This window comes from Streptomyces lavendofoliae, assembly GCF_014649735.1.
GTDB lineage: Bacteria > Actinomycetota > Actinomycetes > Streptomycetales > Streptomycetaceae > Streptomyces > Streptomyces lavendofoliae.
Genome location: NZ_BMTP01000015.1, coordinates 77,950 through 93,768 on the forward strand (window position 1 = coordinate 77,950; position 15,819 = coordinate 93,768).

Annotated in this window: 12 protein-coding genes; 5 read left to right on the top strand and 7 right to left on the bottom strand. The window is 72.0% G+C overall.

Annotated elements, in window-relative coordinates; translation table 11 throughout:
* Positions 1-231: 231 nt before the first annotated feature.
* On the top strand, positions 232-2,685 hold the full coding sequence (locus tag IE109_RS25780) for a DNA gyrase/topoisomerase IV subunit A (RefSeq protein ID WP_189553728.1): 2,454 nt from the start codon (positions 232-234) through the stop codon (positions 2,683-2,685).
* Between the two features lie 118 nt (positions 2,686-2,803).
* Here IE109_RS25780 and IE109_RS25785 read toward each other — a convergent pair whose 3' ends face one another.
* Positions 2,804-3,859, bottom strand: a complete 1,056-nt coding sequence (locus tag IE109_RS25785; RefSeq protein ID WP_189553800.1) for a CobW family GTP-binding protein — start codon at positions 3,857-3,859, stop codon at positions 2,804-2,806.
* Between the two features lie 171 nt (positions 3,860-4,030).
* Between IE109_RS25785 and IE109_RS25790 the strand changes: the two genes are divergently transcribed.
* Together IE109_RS25790 and IE109_RS25795 are read left to right on the top strand one after the other, a co-directional pair.
* Positions 4,031-5,977 (top strand): sensor histidine kinase, encoded by a 1,947-nt coding sequence (locus tag IE109_RS25790; RefSeq protein ID WP_229891543.1) that lies wholly within the window; start codon positions 4,031-4,033, stop codon positions 5,975-5,977.
* Entirely contained in the window at positions 5,974-6,657 is a 684-nt protein-coding gene (locus tag IE109_RS25795) for a DUF7342 family protein (RefSeq protein WP_189553729.1), read from the top strand. Before IE109_RS25790 ends, IE109_RS25795 begins: the two co-directional genes overlap by 4 nt.
* A 20-nt stretch (positions 6,658-6,677) precedes the next feature.
* Here the strand turns inward: IE109_RS25795 and IE109_RS25800 are convergent, their stop codons facing one another.
* The 3 genes from IE109_RS25800 to IE109_RS25810 form a co-directional block, all read right to left on the bottom strand.
* Positions 6,678-8,348, bottom strand: coding sequence for a solute symporter family protein (locus tag IE109_RS25800; RefSeq protein WP_189553730.1), 1,671 nt, complete (start codon positions 8,346-8,348; stop codon positions 6,678-6,680).
* On the bottom strand, positions 8,345-8,830 hold the full coding sequence (locus IE109_RS25805) for a DUF485 domain-containing protein (RefSeq protein ID WP_229891546.1): 486 nt from the start codon (positions 8,828-8,830) through the stop codon (positions 8,345-8,347). Before IE109_RS25805 ends, IE109_RS25800 begins: the two co-directional genes overlap by 4 nt.
* A gap of 169 nt (positions 8,831-8,999) precedes the next feature.
* Complete coding sequence (locus tag IE109_RS25810; RefSeq protein WP_189553731.1) at positions 9,000-11,117, bottom strand: DNA gyrase/topoisomerase IV subunit B; 2,118 nt, start codon at positions 11,115-11,117, stop codon at positions 9,000-9,002.
* Between the two features lie 440 nt (positions 11,118-11,557).
* Here IE109_RS25810 and IE109_RS25815 point away from each other — a divergent pair, with 440 nt between their 5' ends.
* Positions 11,558-11,785, top strand: coding sequence for a DUF7455 domain-containing protein (locus IE109_RS25815; RefSeq protein ID WP_189553732.1), 228 nt, complete (start codon positions 11,558-11,560; stop codon positions 11,783-11,785).
* A 214-nt stretch (positions 11,786-11,999) separates the two neighbouring features.
* Here IE109_RS25815 and IE109_RS25820 read toward each other — a convergent pair whose 3' ends face one another.
* Together IE109_RS25820 and IE109_RS25825 are read right to left on the bottom strand one after the other, a co-directional pair.
* Positions 12,000-12,824 carry a serine protease gene (locus IE109_RS25820; RefSeq protein ID WP_189553733.1) on the bottom strand — a complete coding sequence of 275 codons (825 nt, stop codon included), beginning with the start codon at positions 12,822-12,824 and terminating at the stop codon, positions 12,000-12,002.
* A 151-nt stretch (positions 12,825-12,975) separates the two neighbouring features.
* A complete protein-coding gene (locus IE109_RS25825; RefSeq protein ID WP_189553734.1) occupies positions 12,976-14,520 on the bottom strand; it encodes an RNA polymerase sigma factor in 1,545 nt (514 codons plus the stop codon).
* Here IE109_RS25825 and IE109_RS25830 point away from each other — a divergent pair.
* Positions 14,453-14,620: a hypothetical protein gene (locus IE109_RS25830; RefSeq protein ID WP_189553811.1), complete on the top strand. Its 168-nt coding sequence runs from the start codon at positions 14,453-14,455 to the stop codon at positions 14,618-14,620. The two genes, IE109_RS25825 and IE109_RS25830, sit on opposite strands and share 68 nt — an antisense overlap.
* A gap of 310 nt (positions 14,621-14,930) precedes the next feature.
* On the opposite strand, the gene IE109_RS25835 is transcribed toward IE109_RS25830, so the two are convergent.
* Positions 14,931-15,818, bottom strand: coding sequence for a FadR/GntR family transcriptional regulator (locus IE109_RS25835; protein ID WP_189553735.1), 888 nt, complete (start codon positions 15,816-15,818; stop codon positions 14,931-14,933).
* Between the last annotated feature and the right edge of the window lies 1 nt (position 15,819).

Below are 15,819 nucleotides of genomic sequence, written 5' to 3' on the forward strand. Positions count from 1 at the left end.
AAGCCCGCCCGCGGGTCGCGGCGGACGTCCTCCGCCACTGTATGCACCTGCTGCGACCTGCTGCGGGACCGCTGTGGAAGTCCTGCCACTGTATGCAAGCGGAGCGGCACCCGGCGAAGTTCCCGGATTCCGCCGCCGTCCCTCTTCCGGGTCGCGGTCGGCGTTGTCAGTGGGACGGTCCACAATGGTCGGCGTCAGATCAACCATGTTGGTGAAGGAGCCGCAGCCGCGATGGCCCGCCGCAGCACGAAGACCACGCAGCCCGACGACTTCGAGGAGAAGATCCTCGACATCGACGTCGTCGACGAAATGCAGGGCTCCTTCCTCGAGTACGCGTACTCGGTGATCTACTCCCGGGCCCTGCCGGACGCCCGCGACGGCATGAAGCCGGTGCACCGTCGCATCGTGTACCAGATGAACGAGATGGGGCTGCGCCCGGAGCGCGGCTTCGTCAAGTGCGCCCGGGTCGTCGGCGAGGTGATGGGCAAGCTCCACCCGCACGGTGACGCGTCGATCTACGACGCGCTGGTGCGCATGGCGCAGCCCTTCTCGATGCGCCTACCGCTGGTGGACGGGCACGGGAACTTCGGTTCGCTGGGCAACGACGACCCGCCGGCCGCGATGCGGTACACCGAGTGCCGGATGGCGGACGCGACGTCGTTGATGACGGAGTCGATCGACGAGGACACGGTCGACTTCAACCCGAACTACGACGGGCAGGAGCGCGAGCCGGTCGCGCTGCCCGCCGCCTTCCCGAACCTGCTGGTCAACGGCGCCTCCGGGATCGCGGTCGGCATGGCGACCAACATGCCCCCGCACAACCTGGGCGAGGTCATCGCCGCCGCCCGCCACCTGATCAGGCACCCGGGCGCCGACCTGGACACCCTGATGCGGTACGTCCCGGGTCCGGACCTGCCGACGGGCGGCCGGATCGTGGGCCTGTCCGGGATCAGGGACGCGTACGAGAACGGCCGCGGCACCTTCAAGATCCGCGCGACGGTGACCGTGGAGAACGTGACGGCCCGCCGCAAGGGCCTGGTCGTCACCGAACTGCCCTTCGCGGTCGGCCCCGAGAAGGTGATCGCGAAAATCAAGGACCTGGTGGCGGCCAAGAAGCTCCAGGGCATCGCCGACGTGAAGGACCTGACCGACCGCGAGCACGGGCTGCGGCTGGTCATCGAGGTCAAGAACGGCTTCATCCCGGAGGCCGTCCTGGAGCAGCTCTACAAGCTGACGCCGATGGAGGAGTCCTTCGGCATCAACAACGTGGCGCTGGTCGACGGGCAGCCCCTGACGCTGGGCCTGAAGGAGCTGCTGGAGGTCTACCTGGACCACCGCTTCGAGGTGGTCCGGCGCCGCAGCGAGTTCCGGCGCACCAAGAAGCGCGACCGGCTGCACCTGGTCGAGGGCCTGCTCGTGGCGCTGCTCGACATCGACGAGGTCATCCGGGTCATCCGCTCCAGCGACAACTCGGCGCAGGCCAAGGAGCGGCTGATCGAGCGCTTCTCGCTGAGCGAGATCCAGACGCAGTACATCCTGGACACCCCGCTGCGCCGGCTCACCAAGTTCGACCGGATCGAGCTGGAGGGCGAGCGCGACCGGCTGCGGAGCGAGATCGAGGAGCTGACCCGGATCCTGGAGTCGGACGCCGAGCTGCGCAAGCTGGTGTCCTCGGAACTGGCGGTCGTCGCCAAGAAGTTCGGTACGGAGCGGCGCACGGTGCTGCTGGAGTCGGCGGGCGCGCCGGTCGCGGCGGCGTCCCTGGAGGTCGCGGACGACCCGTGCCGGGTGCTGCTGTCGTCGACCGGCCTGCTGGCCCGTACGGCGAGCGGTGAGCCGCTGCCGGACAGCGGCGGCAAGCGCACCAAGCACGACGTGATCGTCTCGGCGGTGCCGGCGACGCAGCGCGGCGAGGTCGGCGTGGTGACGTCGTCCGGGCGGCTGCTGCGGCTGTCGGTGATCGACCTGCCGCAGCTGCCGGACACCGCGTCCGCGCCGAACCTGTCGGGCGGGGCGCAGGTGTCGGAGTTCCTGACGCTGGAGAAGGACGAGGCGGTGATGTGCCTGACCACCCTGGACGAGTCCTCGCCGGGTCTGGCCATCGGCACGCTCCAGGGCGTGGTCAAGCGGGTGGTGCCGGACTATCCGGCGAACAAGGACGAGTTGGAGGTCATCGGTCTCAAGGACGGCGACCGGATCGTCGGCGCGGCCGAGCTGCGCACGGGCGAGGAGGACCTGGTCTTCATCACCTCCGACGCCCAGCTGCTGCGGTTCCCGGCCTCGGCGGTGCGGCCACAGGGCCGTCCGGCGGGCGGTATGGCCGGCATCAAGCTGGCGGCGGGCGCCGAGGTGATCTCGTTCACCGCGGTCGACCCGGCGGCGGACGCCGTGGTGTTCACGGCCGCCGGTTCCTCCGGCGCGCTGGACCCGACGGCGGCGACCTCGGTGAAGCTCACCCCCTTCGACCAGTACCCCCGCAAGGGCCGCGCGACGGGCGGTGTGCGCTGCCAGCGGTTCCTGAAGGGCGAGGACGCGCTGGTCCTGGCCTGGGCGGGCGCGGCCCCGGCCAGGGCGGCGCAGAAGAACGGCACGCCGGTGGAACTGCCGGAGATCGATCCGCGCCGGGACGGCTCGGGCACGCCGCTGGTCAAGCAGGTGGAGGTGCTGGCGGGTCCGGCCTCGTAGGCGACCGCTGCGCGGGGCGGGGCCGCCGAGGGGCGGGCCGGCCGGCGCCCTGCGTCGCGGGGCCGGGCACCCGCTGCCGGAGGAGCGCCGGGCACCGCCCCGGCGGGGCGTCCGCCGGCTACGGCGCGTCGGCGGGAGCGCCCCCGGACTCGGGCTCGGGTACGTAACGCAGCACACCCCACATGGTGTGCTCCTCCGGGGCGTCCCGCGGTCCGGTGACGCGGCAGCCGTCCAGGGCCTTGTGGAGGGCGTCGCCGTCCGTCCCGGAACCGATGAGGACGAGCCGGGTGAGGCGCTCTTCGCCGCGCGGCCAGGGTTCGGGGTGGAAGCGGAGGAACCGGCCGACCGCGTGCAGGGTGTAGCGGTTGGCGGGGTCGGCGGCGCCGAAGTCGACGAAGCCCTTGATCCGGTAGAGGCCCTCGGGACGCGAGTCGAGGAAGTCCAGCAGCCGGCGGGGGTGCATCGGCTGGTCCGCGGTGAAGGAGACCGTGTCGTAGGCCGCGTGCGGGTGGTCGTCCTCGTCCGTGCGGAGGTCGTCCAGGTCCTCGAAGGTCAGCTGGCGCGGGCCGCCGTCGTCGGTGCGGGCGGCCCGGTCGAAGAGGAACTCGGGGTCGACCCCGCCGTACGCCGCGTCGATCACCGCCGCCCGGCCGGCGAGGTCCGCGACCGCCGTGTGGACGCGCCGCAGTTCGTCCGGACCGACGCGGTCGGCCTTGTTGACGACGACGAGGTCGGCGATCGCCAGGTGCCGGTCGGTCTCGGGGTGCCGTTCCCGGGTGGCGTCGAACTCGGCGGCGTCGACGACCTCGACGAGGCCGCCGTACACGACGCGCCGGTTCTCGCTGGCGAGGATCATCCGCACCAGCTCCTGCGGCTCGGCCAGGCCGCTCGCCTCGATGACGATGACGTCCAGGCGGGAGGAGGGCCGGGTGAGGACCTCCAGATAGGTGTCCAGCTCGCTCGCGTCGACCGCGCAGCACAGGCAGCCGTTGCCCAGGGAGACGGTCGAGCCGACCTGTCCCGCGACGGTCATGGCGTCGATCTCGATGGAGCCGAAGTCGTTGACCATGACGCCGACGCGGGTCCCTCGGGCGCTGCGCAGCAAGTGGTTGAGCAGGGTCGTCTTCCCCGACCCCAGGAAACCCGCGAGGATGACGACGGGGATCTGCTGCACGCTGCTCAAGGGGTTCCCTTCTCGGCCGGCTCCGGGTACGGCTTCTCCGCGGCCACCAGGATAGGCGGGCCGGACGGGGTGGGTGACGACCGGCGAACGGGCGCCGCACCGGACATTCCGGACGTGACGCCGGGCATTTCCTCGACGGCCGGGCTCGCTTACCGTTCCTGCATGAGTTCCGCACCGGCCTCGCCGCCCTCCCCCGCCACCGCGCCGCCGCCGCGCGGTCCGGTGGGGCGACGCCTGCGGCTGGGCTGGCCGCAGCGGGTGTTCTCGCAGGTCCTGCTGGTGCAGCTGGCCATCGTCGCGGGCGTGACGGTGCTGGCCACCGGCCTGTTCCTGGCCCCGCTGAGCGCCCAGCTCGACGACCAGGCGATGCGGCGCGCTCTGGCGATCGCCGAGACGGCCGCGTCGAGCGAGGTGGCCGGGGAGCTGGCGCGTACGCCGCCGAGCGCCACCGGGCCGGTGCAGGCGGAGGCCGAGCGGATCCGGCAGGCCACCGGCGCCGAGTACGTGGTGATCATGGACCGACGCGGTGTGCGGTGGTCGCACACCGACCCGGCGCAGATCGGCAAGGTCGTCTCCACCGACCCCAGCGAGGCCCTCGCGGGCAAGGACGTGATGGAGATCGACGACGGCACGCTCGGCCGCTCGGCCCGGGGGAAGGTGGCCCTGCGCGACGGAACGGGCGTGATCGTCGGCGCCGTGTCCGTCGGCATCGAGTACGACAGCGTGCGCGCCCGTCTGCTGGCCGCGATCCCCGGCCTGCTGGCGTACGCGGGCGGAGCCCTGGCCGTGGGGGCCCTGGCCGCGTACCTGATCTCCCGGCGACTCCAGCGCCGGACCCATGACCTGGCCTTCTCGGACATCTCGGCGCTGCTGGCGGAGCGCGAGGCGATGCTGCACGGCATCCGCGAGGGCGTCGTGGCGCTGGACGGGGCCGGGCGGATCCGGCTGGTGAACGACGAGGCGCAACGGCTGCTGGGCGTCGGCCCCGAGGCCACGGGCCTCCCCCTGGAGGACGCGCTCGGCCGGGGCCGCACGACGGACGTCCTGGCCGGCCGGGTCACGGGCGAGGACCTGGTGACCGTACGGGGGCACCGGGTGCTGATCGCCAACCGGATGCCGACCGACGACGGGGGTGCCGTGGCGACCCTGCGCGACCGCACCGAACTGGAGCGGCTCGGGCGCGAACTGGACGCCACGCGCGGGCTGATCGACGCCCTGCGGGCGCAGGACCACGAACACGCCAACCGGCTGCACACACTGCTGGGCCTGCTGGAGCTGGAGATGCACGAGGAGGCGGTGGAGTACGTCACCGAGGTGGTGGGCGTGCACCGGGCGACGGCCGAGCTGGTCACCGAGAAGGTGCGGGACCCGCTGCTGGCGGCGCTCCTGGTGGGCAAGGCGACCGTGGCGGCCGAGCGCGGCGTCTCCCTGCGCCTGGCGCCCGGGACGCTGCTGCCCGACCGGCTGGTCGAACCGCGCGAGCTGGTGACGGTCGTGGGCAACCTCGTGGACAACGCGGTCGACGCGGCGGCCGGGTCGGCGGAGCCCTTCGTGGAGGTCGAGCTGCGCGCGGAGGGCCGCACGGTGGTGCTGCGGGTGACGGACGGCGGCCCCGGCGTGCCGCCCGAGCGGCACGAGCTGGTGTTCACCGAGGGCTGGTCCACCAAGGAGCTCCCGGCGCACGGGGGGCGCCGCGGGCTGGGCCTGGCCATGGTGCGCCGGCTGGCGGAGCGCCAGGGCGGCAGCGCCCGGGTGACGCGGGCCCCCGGAGGCGGCGCCCGGTTCACGGTCGTCCTCCCGGAGGCCCTGACGGACCGCGCCCCGGCGCCCGGGGCGGCGAGGGAGGGCGCTGCGGCGCCCGGGGAGGCGCCGATGTGGGGGCACGCGGGCGCGCCGGGATCGAGGGGGGCCACCGAGGCCGCGCCGGAGCCGCAGGCGGGCGCGGAGGGGCCTTCGCGGGGCGCGGCAGCCGCGACCGGCGCGCCCCCGGGCGGCTCGCACGGGCGCGCGGGGGTGATCGGTGCGCCCCGGCGGGGCGCCACGGTGGCCGTGCCGGAGCAGCCGGCGGGTGCGGCGGACCGGCCGGCCGGGCCGGGAGGCGCGCGGTGATCGGCGTGCTGGTGGTGGACGACGACGTCCGGGTGGCCGGGATCAATGCCGCGTACGTGGCCAAGGTGCCGGGCTTCGCCGTCGTGGCGCTGGCCCACACGGCGGCGGATGCGCTCGCCCGGGTCGAGGAGCTGCCGGTCGACCTGGTCCTGCTCGACCACTACCTCCCGGACGACAACGGCCTGGCGGTCGTGCGCGAGCTGCGCAGGCGCGGACACCAGACCGACGTGATCATGGTGACGGCGGCCCGCGACGTGGCCACCGTCCAGGCGGCCCAGCGCCACGGCGCGCTCCAGTACCTGGTCAAGCCGTTCAACTTCGCCGGCCTGCGCCCCAAGCTGGAGGCGTACGCGGCGCTGCGCCGGACGCTCGACGGCGGGGGCGAGGCGGAACAGGCGGAGGTCGACCGGATCTTCGGCGCGCTGTCGGTGGGTTCGGGGGCGCCCGACCTTCCGAAGGGCCACTCCCCCACCACGGCCGAGCTCGTGCGCCAGGTACTGCTCGCCGCCGACGGCCCGCTGTCCGCGCAGGAGATCGCGGAACGGGCGGGGGTGAGCCGGCAGACGGCGCAGCGGTACCTGAAGCTGCTGGAGCGGACGGGCCGGGTGCGCCTGTCGCTGAGGTACGGCGAGACCGGCCGGCCGGAACACCGCTACGCCTGGGGGCCGGGGCCGTCCTGAGCCCGCCGCCCCGGTACCCCCTACGCGGCGCCCGCGCCCGTCAGTGCCCGTACCTCCGTCTCGGCGTGCCGGGCCTCGTCCGGGGCCTCCGGAGAGGTGACGGTGCCGAGCCAGCCGGCGAGGAAGCCCAGCGGGATGGAGACCAGGCCGGGGTTCTGCAGCGGGAACAGCTGGAAGTCCACGCCGGGGAACAGCGCCTCGGGGCTCCCCGAGACCACGGGCGAGAGCAGCACCAGCAGCACAGCCGGGACGAGCCCCCCGTACACCGACCAGACCGCCCCGCGCGTGGTGAAGTTCCGCCAGAACAGGGAGTAGAGCAGCACGGGCAGGTTGGCGGAGGCGGCGACCGCGAAGGCGAGCCCCACCAGGAACGCCACGTTCAGGTCCCGGGCCAGCAGGCCCAGCGCGATCGCGACCGCGCCGACCCCGACGGCCGCGATCCGCGCCACGGCCACCTCCCCGAACCGCCGCTCCACGTCCCGCCTCTCCTCGTCCCGGTACGACCCGTCCCGCCGCTTCCCGCTCCGCCGCTTCCCGAAGCGCCGCCGGCCGTCCGGCCGCTTCAGCGAGGCGTACAGGTCGTGCGCCACCGACACCGACGAGGCCAGCGTGATGCCCGCGACGACGGCCAGGATCGTCGCGAAGGCCACCGCGGCGACCACGGCGAACAGCACCGCTCCCCCGGTCGTGCCCGCGCCGCCGCCCAGGTCGAGGGCGAGCAGCGGCACGGCCGTGTTGCCGGCGGCGTTCGACGCCCGGACCTCCCGGGTGCCGACAATCGCGGCCGCTCCGAAGCCGAGCACGATGGTCATCAGGTAGAAGCTGCCGATGAGGCCGATGGCCCAGACGACCGAGCGGCGGGCGGCCCGCGCGGTGGGCACGGTGTAGAACCGGGACAGGATGTGCGGCAGCCCGGCGGTGCCGAGGACCAGCGCCAGGCCGAGGCTGACGAAGTCCAGGCGCGCGGTCCAGCCACCGCCGTACTTGAGACCCGGCGCGAGGAAGTCCATGCCGTGGCCGCTGCGCTCGGCCGCCGCGGTGAGCAGGTGGTTGACGTCGCCGTGGAAGCGCAGCAGGACGAGCACGGTGAGGGCGACCGCCCCCGCCATCAGCATCACGGCCTTGACGATCTGGATCCAGGTGGTGGCGCGCATCCCTCCCAGCGACACGTAGACGACCATCAGCGCGCCCACGCCGATCACGGTCCACGACCGGGTGGCCTCGCCGGTGCCACCGAGCAGCAGGGCGACCAGGCTGCCGGCCCCCACCATCTGCGCCACCAGGTAGAGAACGGACACCGCCACGGAGGAGGTTCCCGCCGCGATCCGCACCGGCCGTTCGCGCATCCGCGCCGCGACCACGTCGGCGAGGGTGAACCGACCGCAGTTGCGCACCAGTTCGGCGACCAGGAACAGCACGACGAGCCAGGCCACCAGGAAGCCGACCGAGTAGAGCATCCCGTCGTAGCCGTGGAGCGCGATCAGGCCGGAGATGCCCAGGAAGGACGCGGCGGACATGTAGTCGCCGGCGATCGCGAAGCCGTTCTCCAGGGGCGAGAACAGACGTCCCCCGGTGTAGAACTCCTCCGCCGATCCGCGCCGGTGGCGGCTCACCCAGGTGGTGATGGCCAGGGTGCCCGCGACGAACGCGCCGAACAGCAGGAGGGCGAGGGTCTGGTGGTCTCCGGTCAACGCTCGGCCGCCCCTCGGGTCATCGCCCCTCGGGTCATCTCCTGGGTGTCCCAGCGCAGATCGAGCGCGGCGCGATCGCGGTGCACCCGGGCATGGCGTGCGTACGCCCAGGTCAGGCCGAAGGTGGTGAGGAACTGGCCGAGGCCGGCGACCATCGCCACGTTCACCGCCCCGACCACCGGGCGGGCCATCAGCCCCGGCGCCGTGGTCGCCGCCACCACGTAGGCCAGGTACCAGGCGAGGAAGACCGGCACGGCCGGCACGACGAAGCGCCGGTAGCGGGCGCGCACTTCCCGGAAGGCGGCGCTGCGCTGCACCTCCAGGTAGATGTCGGCGGCGCGCCGCTCCCGCGGCGGCCGGCCGGGGCCGGGCACCGCTGGTGCCCTCCCGCCGCCGCCCTCGCCCCAGCCGGAGGCCAGCGCGTCGTACCACGGGTCGTCGATCCGCACGGTGGCGGCGTCGAGCCCTTCCCTGTTCTCCACCGGTCAACTCTCCTTGTCGGCGAACCGTTCCGGCCGCGTGCACAAGGATGGGCAGACCAGGAAGATCCCGGACTCTTCTCTCCCCGACTTCACCCCATCAGGTGATGTTGGTGGCCGGCGTCCCGGTCCGCTGTGCCGGTCCGCGCGCGGACCGGCACAGCGGACCGGGTCAGGCGTCGATGCGGGAGCGGTCCAGGGTCGCGGCGGAGCTGGTGATGAACTCCTTGCGCGGGGCCACGTCGTTGCCCATCAGGAGGTCGAAGACCTGCTCCGCGCCTTCCAGGTCGCCGATGTTGATCCGGCGCAGGGTGCGGTGCCTCGGGTCCATCGTGGTCTCCGCGAGCTGGTCGGCGTCCATCTCGCCCAGACCCTTGTAGCGCTGGATCGAGTCCTTGTAGCGGACGCCCTTGCGCTGGAATTCCAGCAGCGTCTGCCGCAGCTCGTTGTCCGAGTACGTGTAGACGTACTTGTCCTGGCCCTTCTTGGGCTGGACGAGCTCGATGCGGTGCAGCGGCGGTACGGCGGCGAAGACGCGGCCCGCCTCGACCATCGGCCGCATGTAGCGCTGGAAGAGCGTCAGCAGCAGGCACCGGATGTGCGCGCCGTCGACGTCGGCGTCCACGAGGAGGACGATCTTGCCGTACCGGGCGGCGTCGATGTCGAAGGTCCGGCCGGACCCGGCTCCTATGACCTGGATGATGGCGCCGCACTCGGCGTTCTTCAGCATGTCCGAGACGGACGACTTCTGGACGTTGAGGATCTTTCCGCGGATCGGCAGCAGAGCCTGGAACTCGCTGTTCCGGGCGAGCTTGGCCGTACCGAGGGCGGAGTCGCCCTCGACGATGAAGAGCTCGCTGCGCTCCACGTCGTCGCTGCGGCAGTCGGCCAGCTTGGCGGGGAGCGAGGAGGACTCCAGCGCGGTCTTGCGGCGCTGCGCCTCCTTGTGCTGGCGGGCCGCGATGCGCGTACGGGCGGCGGCGACGGCCTTCTCCAGCACCGCGCGGGCCTGGGCCTTGGCGTCGCGCTTGGTGGAGGTCAGGAAGGCCTTGAGCTCCTTGGCGACCACGTTGGCGACGATCCGGTTGGCCGCCGACGTACCGAGGACCTCCTTGGTCTGGCCCTCGAACTGCGGCTCGGCGAGCCGCACGGTCACCACGGCGGTGAGGCCCTCCAGGGCGTCGTCCTTGACGATGTCGTCCTCGGCGACGCGCAGCAGCTTGCTGGAGCGCAGGACCTCGTTCACGGTCCTGGTGATCGCGCGCTCGAAGCCGGTGACGTGGGTGCCGCCCTTGGGGGTGGCGATGATGTTCACGAACGACCTGATGGTGGAGTCGTACCCCGTGCCCCAGCGCAGCGCGACGTCCACGCCGAGCTCGCGGGTGACCTCGGTGGGGGTCATGTGTCCCCGCTCGTCGAGGACGGGAACGGTCTCCTTGAAGGTGCCCTGGCCGGTCAGCCGCAGCACGTCGCAGACGGCCTTGTCCTGCGCCAGGTACTCGCAGAACTCGCTGATGCCGCCGTCGAAGCGGAACGTCTCCTCGCTCTTGCCCTCGCCGTCGAGGTCGCGCTCGTCCCGTACGACGATGGTGAGACCGGGCACCAGGAAGGCGGTCTGGCGGGCGCGCTGGTGCAGGTTCTCCAGGGAGAGCTTGGCGTCCTTGAGGAAGATCTGGCGGTCGGCCCAGTACCGGACACGGGTGCCCGTGCGGGCCTTCGGAACGCGCTTGGTCTTGCGCAGGCCGTTGCCGGGGTCGAAGGGGGCGTCCGGACCGGACTCCGTGAAGATCCCGGGGACGCCGCGGCGGAAGCTGATGGCGTGGGTGGAGCTGTTGCGGTCGACCTCGACGTCGAGCCGGGCCGACAGCGCGTTCACCACGGAGGCGCCCACGCCGTGCAGACCGCCGGAGGCGGCGTACGAGCCGCCGCCGAACTTGCCGCCGGCATGCAGCTTGGTCATGACGACCTCGACGCCCGAGAGGCCGGTCTTGGGCTCGACGTCGACGGGGATGCCACGGCCGTTGTCCCGGACCTCCACCGAGCCGTCGTCGTGGAGGATCACCTCGATGTGGTCGCAGTAGCCGCCGAGAGCCTCGTCGACGGAGTTGTCGATGATCTCCCAGAGGCAGTGCATCAGGCCACGGCTGTCGGTGGACCCGATGTACATACCGGGCCGCTTGCGAACCGCCTCGAGCCCCTCAAGGACGAGCAGGTGCCGCGCGGTGTAGTTGGAACCGTCACGGTCTGCGGTCAGCAGCGCACTGGACGGCACGGACGTATCGGCGGTCACGCGGTTCGCTCCTCGCTGAATTTGGATGGTGGCCTGTGGGGGTAAAGGCCCGGCGTCTGTCACCGGTCAGAGGGTACAGAGGCCTGGTAGAGCCGTTGTCACGCCACCCACGTGAAAACTCATGCTAGTCCAGAGTCGCATGGGTGTTCGATCCCTCGATGGGGTGACGTGGACATCACGTTCCCTTCCAGGCATGAACCATTTAGGCTCCGGGCACGTCCTCATGAACAACCGGCATCCGCCGGGAGGGCTGAACGAGACTGAACGAGACAAGCAACGCGAAACCCGTAGAGCACCGCAATACGGCTCATTCGCCGCCAACCGGCAGCAGACAGCCTCCTTGGAAAAACTTTCAGGGAAAAGCCGCGAGCGGGAACGTTTTCGGCCTGGTTGGATGTTGACCCTGGTACGACAGCTCGTCGAGCTAGAGAAGAGGCGACGTGACTACTGTTCTGACCCCCGCGAGCCCGCTGACGGCCGCCGACCGCTGCGACCGCTGCGGCGCCCAGGCATATCTGCGCGTCGTGCTGACCAGCGGTGGTGAACTGCTCTTCTGCGCCCACCACGGGCGCAAGTTCGAGCCGGAACTCAAGAAGATCGCCGCGGAAATACAGGATGAGACGGACCGGCTCACCACCGTGCCGAACGCAGTCGACGAAGATCGCTGACACTCGCATCCACGACGAGCCAGGGGCCGGTCCAGGACCGGCCGACGGGCGGCCGCCCCCACCAGGGGAACGGCCGCCCGTTCTCATACCGCTGGGGGCTCATCCGCTGCCCCGGACCGCCGCCCGGCGACCTCGCGCGGTGCGGCTCCGGGACGCCGCGCTCCGGGGACGCCGATCGCCGGACGGGGCCGTCCGCGCCGGCGCGACCCCGTGATCAGACGGTCGACGGGAGCACGGCCGAGATCCGGGTGTACACCCCGGGGCTGTCCGCCTCCCCGCAGCCGCTCCCCCAGGACACCAGCCCGATGAGCCGCCCCTGCGCGACCAGCGGCCCGCCGCTGTCCCCCTGACAGGCGTCCCTGCCGCCCTGCGGGTCGCCCGCGCACAGCATCGTGGCGGGCAGGTATCCGCCGCCGCCCCCCTCCGCCGGATACGCGCGGGAGCAGACCTCGTCGGGCAGCACGCTCACGCTCGCCGCCCGCAGCGTGTACGCGTACGAGCCGCCGCCCGTCGTGTCGCCCCAGCCGTAGACCTCGGCGCTCGTCCCCGGCCGGTAGGCCGGGTCGCCGCGGCGGGCCGGCTTGATGACGTACGAACGCGGCAACGCGCTCGCCAGCGTGAGCACGGCCAGGTCACCGGACTGGGTGTCCGGGTCGTACTGGGGGCTGATCCACGCGCCGGTCACCGGAACCTCCCGCCCGCCCGCCTCGCGCAGTTCCGTGCGGCCCGCGATCACCTTGAGGTCGCTCAGCTCCCTGGCGTCCGTACCGAGCACCGTCGGGCCCAGGCAGTGCGCGGCGGTCACGACCTTGGTGGGCGCGACGACCACCCCGCCGCAGAACTGTCCCGCGCGCGTACCTCCGAACCGGTCACGGCTGGAGAGGGCAACGGCCCAGGGGCTGTCGGAGGCGCGTACCGGTTCCCCTCCGACGACGACGCTGTCGGCGGTGGCGGGCGCGGGCGCACTGAGCGGCAGGACGGCCGTGGCCACGAGGGCGGCCACGGCCGCGGTCCGCTTCCGGCTGATGGGTCGACGCATGCGGTCTCCTGACTCTCCGGTGAACCAGCTTCACCCAGAGTCGACCAGCGCGCCGCGGCCCGCACCCCAACGGCGTGAGTTCGCCGCGCGCGCCGGAGGGCCCGGCTCCCTTCCGGGAACCGGGCCCTCCGACTCGTACGACCGCCCGACCTCAGTCGAGGTAGTCCCGCAGCACCTGGGAGCGGGACGGGTGGCGGAGCTTGGACATCGTCTTGGACTCGATCTGGCGGATCCGCTCGCGGGTCACACCGTAGACCTTGCCGATCTCGTCCAGCGTCTTCGGCTGCCCGTCGGTCAGACCGAAGCGCATGGAGACCACGCCGGCCTCGCGCTCGGACAGCGTGTCGAGCACCGAGTGGAGCTGCTCCTGGAGCAGCGTGAAGCTGACCGCGTCGGCCGGCACGACGGCCTCGGAGTCCTCGATCAGGTCACCGAACTCGCTGTCTCCGTCCTCGCCGAGCGGGGTGTGGAGCGAGATGGGCTCGCGGCCGTACTTCTGGACCTCGATGACCTTCTCGGGGGTCATGTCGAGCTCCTTGGCCAGCTCCTCCGGGGTGGGCTCGCGGCCCAGGTCCTGGAGCATCTGGCGCTGGACGCGCGCGAGCTTGTTGATGACCTCGACCATGTGCACCGGGATACGGATGGTGCGGGCCTGGTCGGCCATGGCGCGGGTGATCGCCTGACGGATCCACCAGGTGGCGTACGTGGAGAACTTGTAGCCCTTGGTGTAGTCGAACTTCTCGACCGCGCGGATCAGACCCAGGTTGCCCTCCTGGATCAGGTCCAGGAAGAGCATGCCGCGGCCGGTGTAGCGCTTGGCCAGGGAGACCACCAGACGGAGGTTGGCCTCCAGCAGGTGGTTCTTGGCGCGGCGGCCGTCCTCGGCGATGATCTCCAGCTCACGCTTGAGCTTCGGGGCCAGCTTGTCGGAGTTCGCCAGCTTGTCCTCGGCGAACAGGCCGGCCTCGATGCGCTTGGCGAGCTCGACCTCCTGCTCGGCGTTGAGGAGCGGGACCTTGCCGATCTGCTTCAGGTAGTCCTTGACCGGGTCGGCGGTGGCACCGGCGACGGCGACCTGCTGCGCGGGCGCGTCGTCCTCGTCCTCGTCCGAGAGCACGAAGCCCTTGTTCTCGCCCTCGGCCTCCTCGTCCTCACCCTTGCCGGGCGCGACGTCCTCGAGCAGTTCCTCGCCTTCGATGACCTCGTCGGCGTCCTTCTTCGACGTGGTCTTCTTGGCCGCGGTCTTCTTGGCGGCGGTCTTCTTCACCGCCGTCTTCTTGGCGGCGGTCTTCTTGGCCGCCGTCTTCTTGGCGGTACCGGCCTCGTCGGCCGGCGCGTCCGCGTCCTCGGCCGCCGGAGCCGCGGCGGCCGCGACGGACTTCGTCACGGTCGTCTTGGCGGTGACGGTCTTGGTGGCGGTGCGCTTCGCCGGGCTCTTCGCTGCGACGCTCTTGCGGGTGCGCTTCGGCGACTCCGCTGCACTGACCATCAGCGTCACACCCTCTTCCTCGAGGATCTGATTGAGGCTGCGCAGAACATTCTTCCACTGGGTTGGCGGAATCTGGTCAGCCTCGAAGGCCCGACGCACGTCATCGCCGGCGATCTGCCCATCAGCCTTTCCCCGCTCGATGAGCGCCATCACAGACTCGGACTCGGCGATCTCCGGCGGGAGCGTACGGGATGTGCTGGCCGACACGAACAACCTCTCGGAACGATGGAAACGGCTTCCGGCCCCGCCCATGATCGGGCCGGAGCCGACGACCGCCGGCTGGGGATGTGCCGACGACGCGGGCTGAACCTCGGAGCTGCACAGCGCCGTGAACGGCGGCTGTATTCCCTCCTCGGCTGTCACCTCTTAGGTCATCGCAGGGCTTCGAGGAGCGTTACGCCCAATCCGCGTGGCCCGAGTCACACCCCGTATGCATCCAAATACCCTCAGACCGGGAGGTCACCCCCTATCGCGCCACCGAATCCCCTGCTTCCGGGCTGCCCGCCGGCCGCCGACCGGGACGTTCCGGGCCCGCCGGGCCCCCGGGACGGCGTCCGGGGCCCGGCGACACACGCCGCGTACGCGAGGATGAGCGCACCGTCGGACCGTGGGGCGGCTCAGTGCTCGCGAGGGGCGGGAACGACCCGCTCCACCTCGGGGTGCACCGTCAGCAGTTGGCGCATGGCGGCCTCGGCGGCCGGCCCGTCGCCGGTGGCGATGGCGTCGACGATGCGCGCGTGGTGCGCGAGGCAGGCCTCGCCGGGGCGGTCGCAGCTGATCGACGGCGAGCCGGACACCTGGAGAGCCGCCGAGACGATGCCGGAGAGGTGCTCGAGCATCCGGTTGCCGGCGAGCTGGATCAGCAGGCTGTGGAATTCGGCGTCGGCGCGGGAGAAGGTGATCGCGTCACCCTGCGCGAAGGCATGGCCCATGATCTCCACCATGTCGCCGAGGCGCTGCTGGACGTCCTCTCGGCCGTGTCCGGCCGCGAGGCGCGCCGCCAGCGGCTCGATCGTCCAGCGCAGCTCGCCCAGCTCCCGGCGCTGGTCGTCGCGCTGGGGGCCGAACGCCCGCCATTCGATGATGTCGGGGTCGAGCAGATTCCAGTCGCTGACCGGCCGGACCCGGGTGCCGACGTTCGGGCGGGCGCTGACCAGGCCCTTGGCCTCGAGGACGCGGAGCGACTCGCGCACCACGGTCCGGGACACCTCGAACCGCTGGCCGATCTCCTCGGGTACGAGCGGTCGGTCGGCGCCGAGGTCGCCGGAGACGATCATCTGGCCGAGCTGCTGGACGAGTTGGCCGTGCAGCCCGCGGCCGCGACTGCCGCCCGTCCGCCGGCCCACCCGGCCCAGCTCCGTGTCGGCGCCATCCCAGGAGGGAGGCCCGACGCGGTCGGCGACGGGGGCCTCCGTGTAGGCGTAGCGGTCCAGTCCACCCGGGGCCGAGAGGCCGGTCTCCACGGGGCGGGCGGCGGTCATCATGGTGTGCGCAAGGGTACTCACG

Excerpts from the sequence above, each read along its gene's own strand:
- IE109_RS25820 (WP_189553733.1), bottom strand. The coding sequence starts at position 12,824 with ATGCGTCGACCCATCAGCCGGAAGCGGACCGCGGCCGTGGCCGCCCTC.
- IE109_RS25790 (WP_229891543.1), top strand. The coding sequence starts at position 4,031 with ATGAGTTCCGCACCGGCCTCGCCGCCCTCCCCCGCCACCGCGCCGCCG.
- IE109_RS25830 (WP_189553811.1), top strand. The coding sequence starts at position 14,453 with ATGAGCGCCATCACAGACTCGGACTCGGCGATCTCCGGCGGGAGCGTA.
- IE109_RS25780 (WP_189553728.1), top strand. The coding sequence starts at position 232 with ATGGCCCGCCGCAGCACGAAGACCACGCAGCCCGACGACTTCGAGGAG.